Consider the following 16,474-nt stretch of genomic DNA (forward strand, 5'->3'; position numbering starts at 1 on the left):
TATTTTAAAAAATTTGGGGCGCTTAGCAGCGAGCAACTTGGAATCATAAACTCTGAGAGGAAATCAGATAAAACGAAAGGTTTATCTACAACTATGAGATGCAAGATTTTCTGAATCAACAGCGTTATTCTTCTAGTTAGCATTCACTATACACGACTTTACATTTTTCACGCAATCTCAATCTCGACTCAAACCTCTTTTTCCAAGACCTGACCGAGCATTAAAGACGAATAAATATTTTATTTTTATATTAATTTTCATAAGCTTAAAATTGCAGCTACTATTTTAAATTCTAAAATCTGATACTTATATAAAATTTTAACATATTATTTCATGCTATTTTGACCTCAAACAGCAAACACATGTTCATCATTTTGTTTCGTTTTATATGCTTTACACCTATTTCCAAGCACAAAAAAAGCCCACATGTTGTGAGCTTTTTTTTCACTGGTCTAAAGTACTTAGATAACAGTAATAAGAGTTGCTTGTGGTCCTTTTTTACCTTGACCAAGAACAAACGAAACGCGTTGGCCTTCATTCAAAACTTTGAAGCCTTTGCTTTGGATTTCACTGAAATGAGCGAAAACATCTTCACCAGAATCAGCTTGAATGAAACCAAAACCTTTAGTTTCGTTGAACCACTTAACAGTACCAGTAACTGTATCAGACATACTTTTAAACCTTTTAAACTTTGTTCATTTATGAGTTAGATCAAAATTTTTCAATAATGACCTAACACAATCTATCGTTATTAGATAGATACTACAAGTGCAAGAACTGTTTATGTTAATCGATAAAGCTGATTAACATCTGTATAGAAGCTTTTCCCGTCTAAATTAAAGTCAATTTCTTGACCAGATTCCAACAGTACTTTCTTTCCAACCTCTACCCACTTTGAACCGTTCAACGTATTTTGCTGACGTTTCAATGGGATAATTCTCACACAAATTTCATTGCCATTGCTGGCTTTGGCTACACGCCATTCATTAATAATTTTTAACACAAAATCACTCATTCCTGAGCTCAAGTGATCGATTTTGTTTACTATAACGCTAGACAGATGAGAGATAACAACTACATTTCTAGAATCTAATAATTTTTAGCTTTATTTAGGTTTATTTCAGCTAACTTTATTACTGTCTATTCTTTTAGACAGTAACCTTAAATACATCACAGAGCATAACTAATTTAATTCGGTTGGTAGCGGGAGCTGGATTTGAACCAACGACCTTCGGGTTATGAGCCCGACGAGCTACCAGACTGCTCCATCCCGCACCGACGAGTTAGCTTTATACGCACATCTCCCCCACAATGCAAATTATTTTTATAAAAATCGCTTAATTTATCAATTAATGTCTAAATTACATACAAAACGTTCAAAACTCACTCTTACTCAATGTGATTGAATCAAACTTGCTAATACCCCCGAAAGTTTCAGAAATGGAATAAATCAACTAAGATTCGCTCAATAAAACAACTATTTCTTTATAATTCAAAATTCTACAAAAATATTATGCAGTACAAAGCCCATTATGTAACAATATCAACATCCTTTCATTTATATAGTGCTTCATGTCATTAATTATTGGTATTGATCCCGGTTCACGCATAACGGGTTACGGAATTATCGAAAAAGATGGCAACAAGTTACGTTTTGTCGATGCAGGGACGATTCGTACTGAAACACAAGAAATGCCTGAACGTTTGAAACGTATTTTTGCTGGTGTAGAACGTATTGTTAAATTTCATGGCCCTACTGAAGCAGCCGTAGAGCAAGTGTTTATGGCACAAAACCCGGATTCAGCCTTAAAGCTCGGTCAGGCTCGTGGTGCGGCAATCGCTGCACTGGTAAATCTAGATTTACAGGTCGCAGAGTACACAGCACGTCAAATTAAGCAGTCTGTTGTCGGTTATGGCGCTGCTGAAAAAGAACAAGTACAGCTTATGGTAATGCGTTTGCTTAATTTAACCATCCAGCCCCAAGCAGACGCAGCGGATGCGCTTGCCGCAGCAATTTGTCACGCTCATGCGTCAGGCAGTATGAGTAAAATGGCAGTACTCAATGCCTTAGGTGGTATGGCACGCGGCCGTAGCCGTTCGAGTAGCAGACGCCGTTAAATTAGGAACAAACTAATATGATTAAAAGTAATCTATTAGATAAGACCATCAAGCCTTATATAGACTTTAAAGAAAAGTTGGGAAATTTGATTAAAGGGTACGGCTTTGTCCCCATTTCTTATTATGCTGACTCTAAGAAAGAAATTGCCCACAAAATTCTCCCTATATTACGATCATATAGAAAATTAATTATTAAAAAAGACAATATATCTCTACCTACATGGGTTGTAGACTCAAAGTATTCTCAAGATTTCAGTGATGATGAGCTAAATTACATCTGGTTAGACTATCTAAATAAAATGATTCTTGCTTTTGAGTTAGTCTTGGCAGGAAATCATAGTACAGAGGCTGAAAAACAAATCGAGGAAGGTTTGAGATTATTTACAAGCTATTATCAGCATTTATGGGATTAACCTAAAAGCAATCTAGTTAAAAAAATCTAACTCCCCCCTCACCACCATTAATAAAAATTATTGGTTCACGACTTTATAAATCATTTTCCCCATTTCATGCGCTTGTAGCCCCCTTACTCCACCCTCTGCTAAGAGATCACCTGCCTGCGCATGTAAGTTCACGATTTCATGTAATGCGATTCGCTCACGAAGTTGGGCTTTTAAACTGGCAATCATGCCTGCAAGTACATCCCCCATGCCACCTGTGCCCATACCTGCATTACCTTGCCTACAAATAAATAATTGTTCTTCTAACGTTAAACTGCCTGCACCTTTTAACACCCACTGACCTGCATACTTTTGTTGCAGTTGCTGAATCGCTGTAATTCGATCTTGCTCAATGTCAGCAGCAGTACATCCCAATAAGGTTGCAGCTTCACCTGAATGCGGGGTTGCATATAAGTGATTATTTAATTGTTGCGGATATTTTGCCAAAAACCAGAGTCCATCTGCATCTAGTACAACCTCTAAATGAGAATTTTGATTGAGTAACGCAAACCATTGCTGATAAATATGTTCAGCCCATTGATCCCGTCCTAAGCCCATTCCGAAACATACGGCATCGACCTGTTTAAGTAACCTCTCAATATCTTCTTGATCTAAGCTGTTAATATCTCGCACCATAATATTGGGTGCACGCGCCAAAATGGCTTGATGATGTTTTGCATGACAAATGACACTGACTTTACCAGCCCCTGCATGGAAGGCAGCTTCAGCGGACATGATCACGGCACCGCCCATGTCTGCATGTCCACCAACAACCAGCACATGCCCATAGCTTCCTTTATGTCCAAAAGCCTGACGTTTCGGCAAAACGATTTTTTCAGGCGACAAATAAGCAAGTGCTTTTAATTCTTGGTCAACTGGAATCAAACTCAGCAAATGTAGTTTCCCTACATACTCCTTGCCTTGACCAGTAAATAAACCTGCTTTGTAACCCAGAATCGTAAAGGTTAGATCAGCTTGCACAGCACAGGGCAAAGCTTGTCCAGTATTGGCGTTGAGTCCACTAGGGATGTCAATCGAAACTTTTAAACCTGTTTGTGCATTGAATAGTTGAATAATATCCTGCCAGTTTGGATCTAGCATTCGGTTGAGACCAATGCCAAATAAGGCATCAATATGACAATCAAAAGTGGGGAGTTTCTGATGAACAACATTTTCAGATAAAAGATAATCAACACTTTGAATATCAACTTGATTGGACTGTGCATAATCTGCTGCTTGTTTTAAATCTACAGATTGACCCAGTTCAGTTGCATAAACAGTGATACAAAACCCCTGCTGTTTCAGAAATGCAGCAATATAATATCCATCTCCCGCATTATTGCCTTGTCCGCACCAAACAGCGATCTTTCGAGTTTTGCTCTGCTTAAATTGCTCGATAAGGTGCTGTGATATCGCCCATGCCGCCTGCTGCATCAGCCCTAAAGATGAATTTTGCTGAGCAAACCAACGTTGCTCCCATGCTTGAATACTTTGGCTATGGTAAACTACAGCTTGCATGTTTTCCCCTTTATTATCGGTTTATGGCTTCTAGCACTCCATCTCAAACACAGTCTCAAAAAATCGAGCTACAACAGCTTGACCCTGAGGCGCTTAAAGCATGGATAAAAACTCAGGCTTTAGAATTGGGTTTTTCTGATTGTGTCATTGCCAAACCAGATGCTCAAGATCAAATGCCACGTTTCAAAGAATATTTAGAACGGGGTTATCATGCAGATATGCACTATTTAGAAGAAAACCTAGAAAAACGTGCTGACCCAACCTTGCTTGTGCCTGGGACTAAAAGCATTATTTGTGTGCGTATGAACTATCTTGTGGCATCCCCCAAGCCCCGTTATGTACCATTTGAACCAAATTCGGCCATTATTGCGCGCTATGCACGTGGCCGTGATTATCATAAAGTCATGCGTGGACGTTTAAAAACCTTAGCGACTCGTATCAAAGAAAAAGTCGGTGATTTTGAATCGCGTCCTTTTGCCGATTCTGCCCCTATTTTTGAAAAATCGCTGGCTGAAAGCGCAGGGATGGGATGGACGGGTAAGCATACTTTGCTGATCCATAAAAAATCTGGGTCTTTTTTTGTTTTAGGAGAACTATTTACTTCTCTAGAACTGCCTTTTGATCAACCTGCAACTGCACATTGCGGTTCATGTACTGCCTGCATCGATATTTGCCCGACACAGGCAATTGTGGAACCTTATATGCTAGATGCAAGGAAGTGTATTGCATACTTAACCATTGAATATAAAGGGATCATTCCCGAGGAATTACGCTCAGGCATTGGCAATCGTATTTTTGGTTGTGATGACTGTCAGTTGATTTGTCCTTGGAATAGCTTTGCCAAAAAAGCGTCCATTCCCGATTTCGACCCGAGACATCGCTTAGATGACATCAGCTTGTTAGAGATTTGGCAATGGGATGAAGCGACTTTCTTAACCAATACCGAAGGCAGTCCAATCCGCCGTACAGGTTATCAATCCTTTAAACGCAATATTGCAATCGGTCTGGGAAATGCTCCATACTCAGCAGAAATCGTCACTCAATTGCAAGAAGCAAAAACGTTGCACGATGACATCGTCAATGTACATATAGATTGGGCAATTCAACAGCAGTTGCAGCAAATAAACGTACACTGAATAGAAAAATGGTGTTTTTTGCCCTTTGGCTTTGGCACGATTTCTGTATGATGAATCTCAATGTCTGTAATCAATCATCATGGATATAACAATGACTTTACGTAATGACTGGACTCGTGATGAAATCCAAGCCTTATATGACCAACCTTTTTTAGACTTAGTATTTCAAGCACAAGGCGTTCATCGTCAACATTTCCAAGCAAATGCGATTCAGGTCAGTACCCTGCTTTCGATTAAAACAGGGAAATGTCCAGAAGACTGTAAGTATTGCTCACAATCTGCTCGTTACGATTCTAAGTTAGAAGCAGAAAAGCGTATTGCCGTTGATAAAGTTATTCGTGAGGCCCTTGCAGCAAAAGAATCTGGTTCATCACGTTTCTGTATGGGCGCTGCTTGGCGTAATCCACATGAGCGTGATATGCCTTACGTGCTTGAAATGGTACGTGAAGTGAAAGCATTAGGTCTAGAAACCTGTATGACTTTAGGTATGCTCAACCAATCACAAGCTGAACGCTTAAAAGACGCAGGCCTAGATTATTACAACCATAATTTAGATACATCACGTGAATACTATTCTCATATCATCAGCACACGTACTTTTGACGATCGTCTGGATACGCTAGATCATGTCCGTCAAGCAGGTATGAAAGTATGTAGTGGTGGTATTGTGGGCTTAGGTGAAAGCCGTAATGACCGTATTGGTCTATTACATGAGCTTGCTACCATGCCAGTACACCCTGAATCTGTGCCAATTAACATGCTAGTTCCAATTGAAGGCACACCTTTGGCTGATGTAGAAAAACTTGATGTGACTGAATGGATCCGTACCATTGCTGTAGCGCGTATTATCATGCCACACAGTTATGTTCGCCTCTCTGCTGGTCGTGAATCATTAAGTGATTCTGACCAAGCGCTTGCCTTTATGGCAGGTGCAAACTCACTCTTCTCAGGTGATAAATTACTTACGACGCCAAATGCGGGTGAAGGCAAAGATCAGGTTCTATTTGCTAAATTAGGTTTAACTGCGGAAAAACCGAAACCAACCGTTGCAGAACTCTCTGTCGATGCCATGAGTGCATAAGCAAAAAAGCCTTGTCATCTGACAAGGCTTTTTTTAGATATGATTAAATTGATGTGACCAAAATGCCATATTTAGCATTTAAAAACATTCCAATACGGATGATATCAACACCTGCTGCATGGGTTACTGACAGTTCTTGGCTATGCACATCAAAATGAAATGAATCAAAAATGTCTTGATGTTGCATCAACCATGCAATCGTATCAGCAATACTCTCATCAACAGTATATGTTTCTGATTTAAAATCCTTATTCATAGCACTATGTTATATCTTCACTTGATCTTTCCATCATAGCGGATTGATAACGTTAGTGCAGCTTGTAAAAAAAACACTTAGTAAAGGACATTGCTCACTAAGTGTGTAAAACGGGAATATACATCTAAAGACTTAAGCCGCTTGTGGGCTTACAATCGTTTGACCTGCTTTTAAGCTTTCAACTGCCTTTGTATTAAACGCCAAAGTCAGTACATGGTTATCTAAGTGAACATGATAAGACTGAATCAATGACTGCTGCCCTTCATCTGTTTCAAGCACGTATTCATCTGCAATATTTAAAATACCCTCTAAATTGGTCGTACTAGAGGCACGATCGTGACTAAATAAATCATAAATCGTCTGCAAATTAAAGCTGGTCTGCTGTTCCGTTGGGTGACTTTTTAAATAACTTTCTAGGAATAAAACAAACTTGTGTGCAAAGAAATAGTAGTTTGGTTTGTGGGTATAAAGCATGTTCATTGAAAGCTCCTTTCGGCGTTTTTTTCATCTAATCATGACTAAAAAACTAAGGATTTAACCTTAAAAGATTCTTAAAAGAACTTTGAGCTTTTTGTAAACACACTTAACAATCATTCTAAAAACTTGATTATTCATCTAAATTATTTTTTTCACTTTTGTTAATCAAATCACATAAAAATACAATTTCCGCCACAAATAGATCAAAAAATAACCATACAGCCCATTTTTTATGAAAGGAAAAAACAATCAGTCTTAAGCAATTTTAAACAAACTGATTGGTAAAATAAGTTTTGCATAAAGCAAAAACTTTTTATATCAACAACTTATTAACCATCGGAAAATTAGATTAAAAGCACTACAAATAATGTGATGCAGTTTGCATTTTTAAAACCTAGTGATATATATTTCGCACATTACTTGTTCAGCGCAAAAATCCAACTGAGAAGTAATTTTAATTCAAACTTTTAGCCGATGTGTTCGAGAAATTATTATGAAAAAACTTGCTTTGATCGCTACTCTTTCAGTTGTTGGTATCGCTAACGCTCAAGCTGCAGATGGAACGATTACAATTAATGGTCTAGTAACAGACAAAACTTGTGACATCGTGACTCCAGCGGGTAAAGACTTTACTGTAACGCTTCCTACTGTATCTAAGCAAACTCTTGCTAACGCAGGTGCAGTTGCTGGTCGCACACCATTCCAAATCAACTTAGGTAACTGTTCAGAAGGTAAAGTTGCAACTTACTTCGAACCAGGTGCAACTGTTGACTTCAATACTGGCCGTTTACTTAACCAAAACGCTGCTGGCGCGAAAAACGTTGATGTTCAATTACTTGGTAACAACAACCAAGTAATCCCAGTGCTTGCTGCTGGTAGCAACGGTGCTCAAGCTAACTCACAATGGGTTGACGTTGTAGAAGGCGGTACTGCTGACCTTAACTACTATGCTGAATACTATGCAACTGGCGCTTCTACTGCTGGTGAAGTAAATACTTCAGTTCAGTACACTATTATTTATCAATAATCTTTGATAAATGTTGCGAATTTCTAGGTTTCTAGAAATTCGCAGTTGTACACTTCACGCAATCATAGAGTAAATTTAAATGGCACTGAACAGTTACAATTTTTTGCTTGGTTTAACGATGTCGTCGGCTTTAATCGCAAGTCAATCACATGCAGAAATTATTTTGCATGGTACTCGCGTTATTTATCCATCTGATGCTCGTGAAGTGACTTTGCAAGTCAGTAACAATGGTTCTAAGCCATCGCTTGTTCAAGCATGGATTGACGAAGGTGATGCTAAAAGTACACCGGATCAGTCTAAAGTTCCATTTATGATTACCCCTCCTATTTCGCGTGTTGATCCAACGAAGAGCCAATCTCTTCGTATTACTGCATTACCCAATGCAGCACAATTAAATCAAAAACAAGAAACTGTTTTTTGGCTGAATGTTTTGGATATTCCACCAAGACCAACAGCAAACAGTAAAGACGCTGTACCTGATAATTTTTTACAGCTTGCAATCCGCTCACGCATTAAATTTTTCTACCGTCCTGCAAGCATTAAAGCTGATTCCAATCTCGCTGGTGAAAAATTGCAATGGGCTAAAAGTGGTCAAACACTGATTGTAAAAAATCCAACGCCGTTTCACGTCACTATGACTGCGGTGTATCAGCAAAATGCAGGTAAACCTGTTGATTTGCTGCCTAAAGGTTTGATGCTACCACCTTTTTCAGAGGACAAAATCCAATTGAAAGCTGGTAATACTGAAAAACTGAGCTATGTAAACATTAATGATTACGGTGGTCGTATCGAACACCAGATCAAGCTTCAATAACAAACAAATTTATTTCCAATCAATAAATGATTTTGTACCTATCCTTGAATAGGCGAACGGATTATGTCAAAGAAAAATGCAACAGCTAAATTCTTGAAGCGTCGTATTTGTTATTACCTTACTTCAGGGGTAGTTACAATCACGATGCCTATGGCTGTTTATGCAGTAGAACAGACAGCAGAACAAGCACCACCAATGGAAGCAGAATTTGACTCTGTTTTCTTAATCGGTGATGCACAAAAACTTGATATTTCTCGTTTTAAATATGGTAACCCAGTTTTGCCTGGTGAATATAACGTTGACGTTTATATCAATGGTAACTGGTTTGGCAAAAGAAGAATGATGTTTCGTTCAGCAGAACAAAACAAAAATGCCTTTACCTGTTTTACTTCCACCTCATTACTTGAATATGGCGTAAAACAAGACGTTCTTGTGAACCGTACTGAATCCGCTGCGCCAAATGCATGTTACAAAATTGAAGAATGGATCGAAAACGCCTATTACGATTTTGATACTTCACGTTTGCGTATTGATATTTCGATTCCACAAATCGCATTGCAAAAAAATGCGCAAGGTTACGTTGATCCAAGTATTTGGGATCGTGGTGTAAATGCTGGATTTTTATCTTATAGCGGTAGTGCCTATAAAACCTTTAACCGTTTAAATGACAATAAAGAAACCACCAATGCCTTCATGGCGATTACTGCTGGTGCAAACATTGCGGGTTGGCAACTTCGCCACAATGGTCAGTGGCAATGGCAAGATGGCGCTCAAAGTGAACTAGATTCAAATACTAAAAAGAAATCAAATTACGAATCTACAAGTACCTATTTACAACGTGCCTTCCCTCAGTATCGAGGAGTTGTAACCTTAGGTGATAGCTTTACCAATGGTGAGTTATTTGACTCATTCGGTTACCGCGGTTTAGATTTTTCAAGCGATGACCGTATGCTGCCAAATAGTATGCTTGGCTATGCGCCACGTATTCGCGGTAATGCAAAAACCAATGCTAAAGTAGAAGTTCGCCAACAAGGTCAGTTGATTTATCAAACTACGGTAGCGCCTGGTAGTTTTGAAATTAATGACCTCTACCCTACAGGTTTTGGTGGAGAACTCGAAGTTTCGATTATTGAATCAAATGGCGAAATACAAAAACTTGCCGTTCCTTATGCATCTGTTGTGCAAATGTTACGTCCTGGGCTCAGCCGTTACTCAGTCACTGCGGGTGAATTCCGCGACCGTGATATTGATTTAACGCCATGGGTTACACAAGGTAAATACCAACGCGGTATTAATAACTATTTAACAGGCTATACAGGTTTTCAAGTAGCGGAAGACTATAGTGCTTTGTTATTAGGTGCAGCAGTTGCAACACCGATTGGTGCTGTCTCATTCGATATTACCCAGTCAAATACAGATTTTGACAAACAAGGTTCGCAATCTGGACAAAGTTTCCGTTTAAGTTATAGCAAACTTATTTCACCGACTAACACCAACTTAACGTTGGCAGCCTATCGTTATTCGACTGAAAACTATTATAAGTTACGTGATGCCCTACTGATTCGTGATCTTGAAGATAAAGGTGTAAATACCTTTGCTGTAGGTAAACAGCGTAGTGAATTCCAAATCACCCTAAACCAAGGTTTACCTGAAGGTTGGGGTAATATTTATATGGTTGGTTCTTGGAATGACTATTGGAACCGTAATGAGACCAGCCGCCAATATCAAATTGGTTATAGCAACAATTATCATGGTTTAACCTACGGTCTTTCTGCGACCAATCGTCAGATCGAATACGGTTCAAGCAGCACCCAAACACGTGATACAGAATATTTAATGACTCTTTCTTTCCCAATCAATTTCAGAAAGAATTCTGTTAACGTCAATGCAAACGCTTCTGAAAACAACCGCACAGTTGGTATGAGCGGCATGGTTGGTGATCGTTTCAACTACGGTGCTTCTGTATCTCACCAAGACAGACAGAACCCGAGCTTCAACGTTAATAGTCGTTATCGTACAAACTTTGCCACAGTGGGTGGTTCTTATAGTATCGCTGATTCATATCAACAAGCGATGCTCAGTGTCAGCGGTAGCGTTGTTGCTCATTCAGATGGCATCCTGTTTGGCCCAGAACAAGGTCAAACCATGGTACTGGTGTATGCGCCAGATGCGGCAGGTGCCAAAGTCAACAACACCGTTGGCCTCAGTGTGAATAAGTCTGGTTATGCTGTTATTCCTTATGTAACACCATACCGTTTAAATGACATCACACTTGACCCACAAGAAATGTCGACCAATGTTGAATTAGAAGAAACCAGCCAGCGTATTGCACCTTTTGCTGGTGCGATTGCAAAAGTTGATTTCTCGACCAAGAAAGGCTATGCCATCTACATTAATACCAAAACAGCAACAGGTGAAAGCTTACCATTCGCTGCACAAGTCTTTAATACTAAGGATGAATCTGTTGGTATCGTGGCACAAGGCAGCATGGTGTATTTACGTACTCAAGAGCCAAAAGGTGATTTGTATGTAAAATGGGGCGATGAAGCCAATGAACAATGCCATTTCAGTTATGATGTTACAGCACAACTTTCTAACGATCAGCAAAGCATGATCATGTCTGAGGCCGTATGCAAATGAAAAAATTACTATTAAGCAGTGCCTTGGTTGCTGTAGGTTTTGGTATGAATACAGCAGCTCAAGCTGCTTGTTCAACTAGCGCGGGTTTCAGAACAATTGACGTCTCCATGCAAGTTGGTCGAGTTGTAGTTCGACCAAGTGACCCCGTTGGTAAAGTCTTAGTTAAATCTCTTTTTGAAATTCGTCCTGATTCTAGAACAACATATACTTGTAATAGTAGCGATATGATGGTCGCACGGTTACTACAAAATTATGCAATTAGTCCACTGGGCGATAATATCTATTCAACCAATATCCCAGGTATTGGAATTCGTCTTTATCGAGAAGCTTTTAACGCAACGAATTTCTCAGGATATTATCCTTATACCCGATCTGTACCAAGTACTCGTATTAGCCTTGCCGAGGGCTATTTCGTTGTTGAAATTGTGAAGACAGCAGAAAATACAGGCTCAGGAACATTAGTGCCTGGTGTTTATAGTACTTATTATGCTGGAAACAGGAATGATCGCCCTTTCTTAACCAGTACTGTTTACGGTAACGCTATTACGATTGCTTCTTCTTCTTGTGAATGGAGAGGTGATATTAATAAAGCAGTACAACTTCCAACAGTGATGAAATCAGGCTTTAAAGGAATTGGTTCTACTCAAGGCGAGCAATCTTTTGAACTAAATATTCTCTGTAATGGTGGTGAAAACCAAACAGGTTATGAAGAAAAGAACCTTATTAGTTTAACCTTTGATTACCAACAAGAAGGCAATAACACTCAGGTTTTAAAGAATCTTGAGCCAAACTCGACTAAAGCAAATGGTGTTGGTGTTCAACTTGTATGGAATTATCAGAATAAAAATCAAGTTATTGGCTTAGGTAATAAATTAGAGCTAGGAACAGTGAAATCGAACCAAACCGTTCAATACAATGTTCCACTAACAGCTCGTTATTATCAAACTGCAGCCAATGTCACTGCGGGTAAAGTCCGTGCTATGGCTACAGTGACCATTCAATACGATTAATCTTTTAAAAGACCTCTTCTCAAACGAGAGGTCTTTTTTTTATAAAACTCAAAAAAAATACATATAAGTTATTAATTTTAAAATTAATAATTACAGGATTACTCGCATTTAATTTTTGATAAAAACCGTAAATAACACACCAGAGGAATAAGCAATGAAAAAAATGAGTATATTTGCACTTAGCCTAGCTTTGCTAGGCTGTGGTGAAAATCAAAATGGTTCACAAAATAATGCCAATACTCAACCTACAGCAGCAACAACCACAAGCTTTAGTTTACGCAATTTTAGCCAACCACAAACATGCCAATATAACTTTGACGCTACACAGCAAGATTATAATGATTCATGGAACAATCAAAATTCAGATTATCTGATGGGTGTATTTCCTACAAGCAATGGACAAAAGTTTAGCTTCACTGTTGCCCCACCTTATTTTACAGACTATTACCCTGAAGAAAATTTAACTCTTAATTATTTTGACTTCTTAGCAGCAAATAAGAAAAGATTGCAAACATCAGGCGACAATGAAGGATTTCGCCCTCCATTTCTAGATAGTTCAGGTGATCTACCTTTACCTAATACAGGGATTCTTGCTTTAGAAATGCAAATAGACATTCCCGCAGCCCCACTTAACGGTAGTTACTATGGCGAACCTAAGTCATCATATTCAACAGATATCAATTTTAGTGGTGAAACCGATAATGGCTATATCGTAAAATCCCTTTATTCATTTGCAGCAGGTAGTGCTGATCCAGATTTTGGTGAAAATCCTCCATTTGTATTATTTACTCTCGGTTACCAGAAGAACGATAATACTGAATATAATTCAACAGCTTATTACTACAATAAATTGACCGAGTATCAAAGCAAATATCATCGCGTAGGTATCTATATCAACCAAAATACCAAACAGGTCGGTTTTATTGTCAATGGTGTTGATCAGGGGTATCAAGGAACACTCCCTGCCCCATTGAAAAATATAGGTTTTGATATTCGTAGTTGGGTTGGTTCTGATAAGGATGGTGTATTCTCAGACAAACTTGCGGGACTTGAATTTTCATCTGAGTTGATCACGGACCGAAATGCCCTACAATTCAGTTACCCTCAAGGCACAACGGACATGTGTGGCAATGTAATTTAGTCTAGCTTAGTGTCACAAAAGCCTAATCGTCGATTAGGCTTTTTTTCTTACCCCAAATAGCAATCGCATAATTCTCCCGTAACAATGGTATGCCTAAGTTCCATATTTGAGTTTTAAAATATGCTACAACAGTCGCATAATGCATACTAGACAGGTCAGGTTTTTAAATTCTCATTAAAACAAAAATATGTGACACGATTAACAAAATAAATTTACTATATTGATTATCAATTTAAAAATAAAACTTTAAATAGATCACACTTTAAATAACTATTTAATCAATATTGAATTTTAATATTGCCTTAATAATAAATTCCATGTTAATTAATGCTTAATACATTTATAAAAGGCAATAAACATGTATAAAAAAATTTATAAATCTGCCCTACTTTTATCATTAATGGCATTTGCTTCGGTTAGTTATGCTGCAAGCACAATCCAGTTGAATGGAAGTATTGTAGAGGATACCTGTTCACAGCAACATGACAATAGTGATTGCCAGCAATTGAACGTTCTACGTGATAAGATTGAAACACAATCCATTTCAATCAATGACTTAAGCATTCAAACACAAAAGAATACTACAACAGATATTAGCTTTGAGCAGTTACCAGATCAAAAAAATGCTGTTATTATTGCAAACTACTACTAGTTAATATATTTATTATTAAGATGTGAATTAATTAACACTTATATAAAGTTCACATCTTTTTAATGATCAAGTTTATTTAATAAAAGAACCAAATCTATTTAGAATTAATTTACAATCAACAAGTAGAATGTCGCGCTTCATTTTATATAAATGATTATCAATAAGAAAATATTTTTAAAATACTTAACTAAAACTAGATGCTTGAACTATATCACCCATCTCAGTGTACACATATCAAGCAACCAAGATGTCTTCTTTAGTTTCTAAATGATCAAAATAATAAGGACAAAATAGCTTAGAATCTCTGAAATATGAATGCAGAGCCTGACAAATCGCTATAAGATTAATTGTTGATGCAACAGATCATAGTCCTAAACTCATTGATCCAAATTATTAAAAACCTATGAAAATCGTTGTTATGCTTTTTATCGCCAAGAACAAAGATTGTTAAATAGCCAATTCTAGAAAATGTATCAAATGCTCACTGACTCAGGTATGTTAAATGACTAATCATAGTAAGAAAATCAATTAGATCAACCCTCCTCCGTCTTACATTCCTTCAACAGGTACGGTCAAGTTACTCAGTGGCTTATGCCAAGGAGCATATTAATGTCAGGTTTCATTCCATTGATACGTTTTAGTCTATTGTTTGCAATCACTCCAATACTGATCAGTACCAGTGGATGTGCTTATCACTATTCAAAATCAAAAAATTTAACCAATGCACATAAAATCCCTTATCCAACCATTGATACAGGATTGGGTGAAAAATTACAGCCAAACGAGAATATACTGGCAGAACAAATTGCTGAGCAGATTGGACAAAGTATCCGTCAAAAGTACACAGCGGGTCATGCGTTAAGAGATGCACATCCCAAAGCTCATGGCTGTGTTCGGGCAGAATTCCATGTCTCAAAATCATTACCATCCAATCTAGCGAAGGGCGTTTTTATTCCTGATAAATCATATTCAGCATGGATTCATTTCTCTAATGCTTCAGGAGATGCTACCCAAGCTGACAATAAAAAAGATGCTCGAGGCATGGCAATCAAAATTCTAGGCGTTACAGGGAGGAAGATCCTTGAAAATGATGATCAAGCAATGACTCAAGATTTTATTATGATTAACCATCCAGTATTTTTTGTGAACGAACCACAGCGCTATTTATCATTTATAGAGGATGTAAATAGCGAAAGTATGCTCAAAAAATTACAGATCCCTTTTACTTTAGGCTTACAAGGAACAATAAACGCGGTTAAAGCAAGTAATTCAAAAATTTCTAATCCAATACAGGCCAGATATTGGTCTATGGTTCCCTATCAATTAGGATTAGGCGCTGATCGTCAAGCTGTTAAATATTCAGCAAGACCGTGTATTCCAAATAAAGTGGCGATACCAAACAAACCTAGCCACGATTTTTTAAGAGAAGCTCTGCGAAAAAATTTAGAAACAAGTGATGCATGTATGGAGTTTCTGATCCAGCCTAGGACTACGAGTAAAATGCTTGTAGAAGATTCGATGACGGAGTGGAAAGAAGATAAAGCTCCCTTTTATCAAATTGCAACAATCCATATTCCTAAACAGATTTTTGATACACCTGAGCAAAATGAGTTTTGCGAGAATCTTTCATTTACACCTTGGCATGCGCTTCCTGAACATAGACCCTTAGGTGCGATCAATAGACTACGAAAAGTGATTTATGAGAATATTAGTGCAATTCGACATGAGATGAATGCCGTACCAAGACAAGAACCTCAATGAACTATTCTATTCAGATACGGTTTCATCTATTCAAAAATATTGATTTGAGTCTGCCCATCTATTGAGAATATACATTTGCCTTTGAATTCTTGTGCATTCCCCAATTCATTTTCGGCGCAGAACTCTAAGTAAATATACACGTCTCCACTTTTTTGATTTATATAGTAATTACCACGTAAATTTTCATTAAAACTAACCGTCTTTTTCTTTGTTACATTAGAAAGCACGAGTTTCTTGCACTTTTCAATCATTTGTTCCTTATTTAAGTTAATTTCAGACTTTCGAATATAAGTAGAGCTTTTACTCAAATTTCTCGTATTTTTTCGATTATCATTCTCAATTATATAAGAATCAAATTCCGCAACAATATTAGAGTATTTACTCTTATAATCCTCAAAACTTT

Annotated in this window: 17 protein-coding genes and 1 tRNA gene; 11 read left to right on the top strand and 7 right to left on the bottom strand. The window is 37.8% G+C overall.

What is annotated here, in order from left to right; all coding sequences use genetic code 11:
* Window positions 1-461 precede the first annotated feature (461 nt).
* The 3 genes from GBI66_RS18510 to GBI66_RS18520 all read right to left on the bottom strand — a co-directional run bounded on the left by GBI66_RS18510 (window position 462) and on the right by GBI66_RS18520 (window position 1,275).
* On the bottom strand, window positions 462-671 hold the full coding sequence (locus GBI66_RS18510; RefSeq protein WP_004653101.1) for a cold-shock protein: 210 nt from the start codon (window positions 669-671) through the stop codon (window positions 462-464).
* A gap of 110 nt (window positions 672-781) precedes the next feature.
* Window positions 782-1,015 (bottom strand): hypothetical protein, encoded by a 234-nt coding sequence (locus GBI66_RS18515; RefSeq protein WP_005152356.1) that lies wholly within the window; start codon window positions 1,013-1,015, stop codon window positions 782-784.
* Window positions 1,016-1,198: 183 nt separating this feature from the next.
* Window positions 1,199-1,275: transfer RNA gene (locus GBI66_RS18520), tRNA-Met, on the bottom strand.
* A 297-nt stretch (window positions 1,276-1,572) separates the two neighbouring features.
* On the opposite strand from GBI66_RS18520, the gene ruvC reads away from it, so the two are divergent.
* Together ruvC and GBI66_RS18530 are read left to right on the top strand one after the other, a co-directional pair.
* The gene (ruvC, locus tag GBI66_RS18525) at window positions 1,573-2,118 is read left to right on the top strand and encodes a crossover junction endodeoxyribonuclease RuvC (RefSeq protein WP_005152354.1); all 546 of its coding nucleotides are present in this window, start codon (window positions 1,573-1,575) and stop codon (window positions 2,116-2,118) included.
* A gap of 17 nt (window positions 2,119-2,135) precedes the next feature.
* A complete protein-coding gene (locus tag GBI66_RS18530) occupies window positions 2,136-2,531 on the top strand; it encodes a hypothetical protein (RefSeq protein WP_151717086.1) in 396 nt (131 codons plus the stop codon).
* A 57-nt stretch (window positions 2,532-2,588) separates the two neighbouring features.
* Here GBI66_RS18530 and GBI66_RS18535 read toward each other — a convergent pair whose 3' ends face one another.
* Window positions 2,589-4,076 carry an NAD(P)H-hydrate dehydratase gene (locus GBI66_RS18535; RefSeq protein WP_151717087.1) on the bottom strand — a complete coding sequence of 496 codons (1,488 nt, stop codon included), beginning with the start codon at window positions 4,074-4,076 and terminating at the stop codon, window positions 2,589-2,591.
* Between the two features lie 23 nt (window positions 4,077-4,099).
* Between GBI66_RS18535 and queG the strand changes: the two genes are divergently transcribed.
* Together queG and bioB are read left to right on the top strand one after the other, a co-directional pair.
* Window positions 4,100-5,212: a tRNA epoxyqueuosine(34) reductase QueG gene (gene queG, locus GBI66_RS18540; protein WP_151717088.1), complete on the top strand. Its 1,113-nt coding sequence runs from the start codon at window positions 4,100-4,102 to the stop codon at window positions 5,210-5,212.
* Window positions 5,213-5,303: 91 nt separating this feature from the next.
* Window positions 5,304-6,293 (top strand): biotin synthase BioB, encoded by a 990-nt coding sequence (bioB, locus tag GBI66_RS18545; RefSeq protein WP_033133316.1) that lies wholly within the window; start codon window positions 5,304-5,306, stop codon window positions 6,291-6,293.
* Window positions 6,294-6,336: 43 nt separating this feature from the next.
* Here the strand turns inward: bioB and GBI66_RS18550 are convergent, their stop codons facing one another.
* Together GBI66_RS18550 and GBI66_RS18555 are read right to left on the bottom strand one after the other, a co-directional pair.
* Window positions 6,337-6,549: a hypothetical protein gene (locus tag GBI66_RS18550; RefSeq protein WP_005211887.1), complete on the bottom strand. Its 213-nt coding sequence runs from the start codon at window positions 6,547-6,549 to the stop codon at window positions 6,337-6,339.
* A gap of 132 nt (window positions 6,550-6,681) precedes the next feature.
* The gene (locus GBI66_RS18555; RefSeq protein WP_005189348.1) at window positions 6,682-7,029 is read right to left on the bottom strand and encodes a hypothetical protein; all 348 of its coding nucleotides are present in this window, start codon (window positions 7,027-7,029) and stop codon (window positions 6,682-6,684) included.
* A 490-nt stretch (window positions 7,030-7,519) separates the two neighbouring features.
* Here GBI66_RS18555 and GBI66_RS18560 point away from each other — a divergent pair, with 490 nt between their 5' ends.
* The 7 genes from GBI66_RS18560 (at window position 7,520) to GBI66_RS18590 (ending at window position 16,071) form a co-directional block, all read left to right on the top strand.
* Window positions 7,520-8,053 carry a fimbrial protein gene (locus GBI66_RS18560; protein WP_005189351.1) on the top strand — a complete coding sequence of 178 codons (534 nt, stop codon included), beginning with the start codon at window positions 7,520-7,522 and terminating at the stop codon, window positions 8,051-8,053.
* Window positions 8,054-8,132: 79 nt separating this feature from the next.
* Window positions 8,133-8,867 carry a molecular chaperone gene (locus tag GBI66_RS18565; protein ID WP_151717089.1) on the top strand — a complete coding sequence of 245 codons (735 nt, stop codon included), beginning with the start codon at window positions 8,133-8,135 and terminating at the stop codon, window positions 8,865-8,867.
* A 63-nt stretch (window positions 8,868-8,930) separates the two neighbouring features.
* Window positions 8,931-11,507, top strand: coding sequence for a fimbria/pilus outer membrane usher protein (locus tag GBI66_RS18570; RefSeq protein ID WP_151717090.1), 2,577 nt, complete (start codon window positions 8,931-8,933; stop codon window positions 11,505-11,507).
* Window positions 11,504-12,517: a fimbrial protein gene (locus GBI66_RS18575; RefSeq protein WP_151717091.1), complete on the top strand. Its 1,014-nt coding sequence runs from the start codon at window positions 11,504-11,506 to the stop codon at window positions 12,515-12,517. The genes GBI66_RS18570 and GBI66_RS18575 overlap by 4 nt, the downstream gene beginning before the upstream one ends.
* A 154-nt stretch (window positions 12,518-12,671) precedes the next feature.
* Window positions 12,672-13,658: a DUF4882 family protein gene (locus tag GBI66_RS18580; protein WP_151717092.1), complete on the top strand. Its 987-nt coding sequence runs from the start codon at window positions 12,672-12,674 to the stop codon at window positions 13,656-13,658.
* Between the two features lie 358 nt (window positions 13,659-14,016).
* On the top strand, window positions 14,017-14,310 hold the full coding sequence (locus GBI66_RS18585) for a type 1 fimbrial protein (protein ID WP_151717093.1): 294 nt from the start codon (window positions 14,017-14,019) through the stop codon (window positions 14,308-14,310).
* Window positions 14,311-14,919: 609 nt separating this feature from the next.
* A complete protein-coding gene (locus GBI66_RS18590; RefSeq protein WP_151717094.1) occupies window positions 14,920-16,071 on the top strand; it encodes a catalase family protein in 1,152 nt (383 codons plus the stop codon).
* 26 nt (window positions 16,072-16,097) lie between these two features.
* On the opposite strand, the gene GBI66_RS19680 is transcribed toward GBI66_RS18590, so the two are convergent.
* A partial coding sequence (locus GBI66_RS19680) for a hypothetical protein (RefSeq protein ID WP_151717095.1) occupies window positions 16,098-16,474 on the bottom strand: 377 nt, incomplete at its 5' end.

The sequence above is a fragment of the Acinetobacter sp. TUM15071 genome (assembly GCF_008980925.1).
GTDB lineage: Bacteria > Pseudomonadota > Gammaproteobacteria > Pseudomonadales > Moraxellaceae > Acinetobacter > Acinetobacter dispersus.

Excerpts from the sequence above, each read along its gene's own strand:
- bioB (WP_033133316.1), top strand. The coding sequence starts at position 5,304 with ATGACTTTACGTAATGACTGGACTCGTGATGAAATCCAAGCCTTATAT.
- GBI66_RS18560 (WP_005189351.1), top strand. The coding sequence starts at position 7,520 with ATGAAAAAACTTGCTTTGATCGCTACTCTTTCAGTTGTTGGTATCGCT.
- queG (WP_151717088.1), top strand. The coding sequence starts at position 4,100 with ATGGCTTCTAGCACTCCATCTCAAACACAGTCTCAAAAAATCGAGCTA.
- GBI66_RS18565 (WP_151717089.1), top strand. The coding sequence starts at position 8,133 with ATGGCACTGAACAGTTACAATTTTTTGCTTGGTTTAACGATGTCGTCG.
- ruvC (WP_005152354.1), top strand. The coding sequence starts at position 1,573 with ATGTCATTAATTATTGGTATTGATCCCGGTTCACGCATAACGGGTTAC.
- GBI66_RS18585 (WP_151717093.1), top strand. The coding sequence starts at position 14,017 with ATGTATAAAAAAATTTATAAATCTGCCCTACTTTTATCATTAATGGCA.
- GBI66_RS18570 (WP_151717090.1), top strand. The coding sequence starts at position 8,931 with ATGTCAAAGAAAAATGCAACAGCTAAATTCTTGAAGCGTCGTATTTGT.
- GBI66_RS18510 (WP_004653101.1), bottom strand. The coding sequence starts at position 671 with ATGTCTGATACAGTTACTGGTACTGTTAAGTGGTTCAACGAAACTAAA.
- GBI66_RS18535 (WP_151717087.1), bottom strand. The coding sequence starts at position 4,076 with ATGCAAGCTGTAGTTTACCATAGCCAAAGTATTCAAGCATGGGAGCAA.
- GBI66_RS18555 (WP_005189348.1), bottom strand. The coding sequence starts at position 7,029 with ATGAACATGCTTTATACCCACAAACCAAACTACTATTTCTTTGCACAC.
- GBI66_RS18515 (WP_005152356.1), bottom strand. The coding sequence starts at position 1,015 with ATGAGTGATTTTGTGTTAAAAATTATTAATGAATGGCGTGTAGCCAAA.
- GBI66_RS18550 (WP_005211887.1), bottom strand. The coding sequence starts at position 6,549 with ATGAATAAGGATTTTAAATCAGAAACATATACTGTTGATGAGAGTATT.
- GBI66_RS18580 (WP_151717092.1), top strand. The coding sequence starts at position 12,672 with ATGAAAAAAATGAGTATATTTGCACTTAGCCTAGCTTTGCTAGGCTGT.
- GBI66_RS18575 (WP_151717091.1), top strand. The coding sequence starts at position 11,504 with ATGAAAAAATTACTATTAAGCAGTGCCTTGGTTGCTGTAGGTTTTGGT.
- GBI66_RS18530 (WP_151717086.1), top strand. The coding sequence starts at position 2,136 with ATGATTAAAAGTAATCTATTAGATAAGACCATCAAGCCTTATATAGAC.
- GBI66_RS18590 (WP_151717094.1), top strand. The coding sequence starts at position 14,920 with ATGTCAGGTTTCATTCCATTGATACGTTTTAGTCTATTGTTTGCAATC.